2 protein-coding genes are annotated in these 733 nt (G+C 73.8%); both read right to left on the bottom strand.

The window, feature by feature from the left end; genetic code table 11:
- Nucleotides 1-71 precede the first annotated feature (71 nt).
- Nucleotides 72-557, bottom strand: a complete 486-nt coding sequence (locus CCN35_RS27185; RefSeq protein WP_086794683.1) for a hypothetical protein — start codon at nt 555-557, stop codon at nt 72-74.
- On the bottom strand, nt 554-733 hold a 180-nt coding region (locus tag CCN35_RS28565; RefSeq protein ID WP_158100443.1), incomplete at its 5' end, for a hypothetical protein. The genes CCN35_RS28565 and CCN35_RS27185, both read right to left, overlap by 4 nt.

Here is a 733-nt window from a genome sequence, read left to right as displayed (position 1 = left end):
CCCACTCCCCGCCTCGTGCGCATCGAGGGCGCGCACGAGGCGGGGAGTGGGGTCGGTGGGGCGGACGGGTGTCATGGCTCCGGATCGGCCCGTACGAAGGTGAGCGGGGACTCGCCGGGAACCTCGACGAGGTGCCAGGTCCTCTCGGTGAACTCCGGTGGAAGGGCTGCCGCGCTCCTCTCCTGCGGATCGCGGAGGATCGTGCGGCGTTCCGTGACGGTCACTTCCTCGGGGAAGCCGCGGGCGGGAGGCACTCCCGCGGTGTCGGGGACGGCGTCGGCGTCGGCCGGGGTGAGGACGGCGGCGTAGAGGATGCCCGGTGTGTCGAACCGGAGGCGGACGAGGCGGTCGCCGGTCCGGTTCCAGGCCCACAGGTGGGTGGCGGCGACCGGGAGTTCGTCCGGCGGGGTGTCCTGCAGGTGGATTCCGTCGAAGTCGGTCCAGGTGCAGGCGCAGCCGGAGAGGAGCGCGCGGGCCTGGGGCCAGGTGAGGCGCCCGTATCCGTGCAGGAGCCTGGTGGTGGTCCGGGCGGCGGTCTCGGTGGTGGTCTGTGTCATGCGGTCGCTCCGGCCGGGATGCTGCGGGTGAGGGTGGCCCTGGCCTCGGAGGCGAGCCTGGCCAGGAGGTCGGGCTGGGTGCAGCGCAGGGTGCCCTGGCCGCGTGTGGTGCCCTTGCCGAGGCCGATGAGACCGTCGTGGAGGTCCTGGAGGGCGAGGGTGAGCGCGGCGAGCGC

Origin of the sequence: Streptomyces thermovulgaris, assembly GCF_002155915.1 — a bacterium.
Lineage (GTDB): Bacteria > Actinomycetota > Actinomycetes > Streptomycetales > Streptomycetaceae > Streptomyces > Streptomyces thermovulgaris.
This window is presented reverse-complemented; position numbering and strand designations above follow the sequence as displayed.

Coding starts and splice junctions, on each gene's coding strand:
- CCN35_RS27185 (WP_086794683.1), bottom strand. CDS start 557: ATGACACAGACCACCACCGAGACCGCCGCCCGGACCACCACCAGGCTC.